This window comes from Microvirga sp. P4_G7 (genome assembly GCF_056401005.1).
This window is the reverse complement of the sequence record NZ_JBFUKD010000978.1, coordinates 1-1,043: the sequence shown is the minus strand read 5'-3', so window position 1 is coordinate 1,043 and position 1,043 is coordinate 1. Positions and strand designations below refer to the sequence as shown.

Here is a 1,043-nt window from a genome sequence, read left to right as displayed (position 1 = left end):
GGCGTTATCGTCTGGCCGCGACAACGCGTTGTCTTCCTACGAACGTATGGGGCCGATCGCGATCATCTAAAGGCGAATGCGGCGCCAGCGAGTTGTTGGCCCGTTCTCAACGAGCGGAAGCCCGTCGCCGCAATTCAGTACGACCTATCGCCGACGATCGCCCTTGTCGCCTTGTCCGGGCTTTGCCACCGCCTCGGCATGCTGCCGCCGATCCTGTGACAGGGAGCGGCCGACATCGTCCGATTCCTTGAATCGTCCCTTGTCGTCCCTGCGCACGTAACGCTTGTCGGTTCCGGTATCGATCAGTTCGCGCTTTCCGGTCGCCATCGGCATCTCCCAAGCTCGCCTCTGGGCATAATGCCTTGTCTAGGCCCCGGTTCCCTCGCACCGGGACAGGCACAATTCGACAAGCACCGATCTATGCAGGGCCCGCATGCCGCGGTGCGCAATCTGAATTGGGCGGTACGCCGACCGGTCTCTATAGTTCTCATGCCGATATATCGGACCAAGGAGAACGACCGTTGACCCGCATTGCCTATGTGAATGGCGAATTCCTGCCCCTCGACGAAGCGCGGATCTCGATACTCGATCGCGGTTTTCTCTTCGCCGACGGAATCTATGAAGTGTCCGCGGTCCTGGACGGCAAGCTTGTCGACAACGAGTCCCACCTGCTGAGGCTCGAACGCTCGGTCGGCGAGATCGCGTTGCCGCTACCCGAGGCGCGCGAGCGTATTACCGAGATCCAGTCGGAGTTGATCGCGCGAAATAATCTCGTCGAAGGCGTCGTCTACCTTCAGGTGACGCGGGGCGCGGCGGATCGCGATTTTGCGTTCCCGAAAGACGTGAAGCCCAGTCTCGTCATGTTCACCCAGGCGAAGAATATCGTGTCATCCCCATCCGCCTCCAAGGGGATTGCCGTGAAGACCCTGGCCGACATTCGTTGGGCGCGCCGCGACATCAAGAGCGTCKCGCTGCTCGCGCAAGTACTCGCCAAGCAAGCCGCGGCCGAGGCCGGCTGCCAGGAGGCCTGGATGATCGAAGAC

Annotated in this window: 2 protein-coding genes; one reads left to right on the top strand and one right to left on the bottom strand. The window is 61.3% G+C overall.

The genetic code is table 11. The annotated features are described in order from the left end of the window. Positions 1-144: 144 nt before the first annotated feature. Complete coding sequence (locus tag AC1DT3_RS22355) at positions 145-327, bottom strand: hypothetical protein (RefSeq protein WP_477467363.1); 183 nt, start codon at positions 325-327, stop codon at positions 145-147. A gap of 194 nt (positions 328-521) precedes the next feature. Between AC1DT3_RS22355 and AC1DT3_RS22350 the strand changes: the two genes are divergently transcribed. Further along, on the top strand, positions 522-1,043 hold a 522-nt coding region (locus AC1DT3_RS22350; RefSeq protein ID WP_477467362.1), incomplete at its 3' end, for an aminotransferase class IV.

What these genes read in the sequence shown, in the direction of transcription:
- AC1DT3_RS22355 (WP_477467363.1), bottom strand. Translation starts at nt 327, where the DNA reads ATGGCGACCGGAAAGCGCGAACTGATCGATACCGGAACCGACAAGCGT.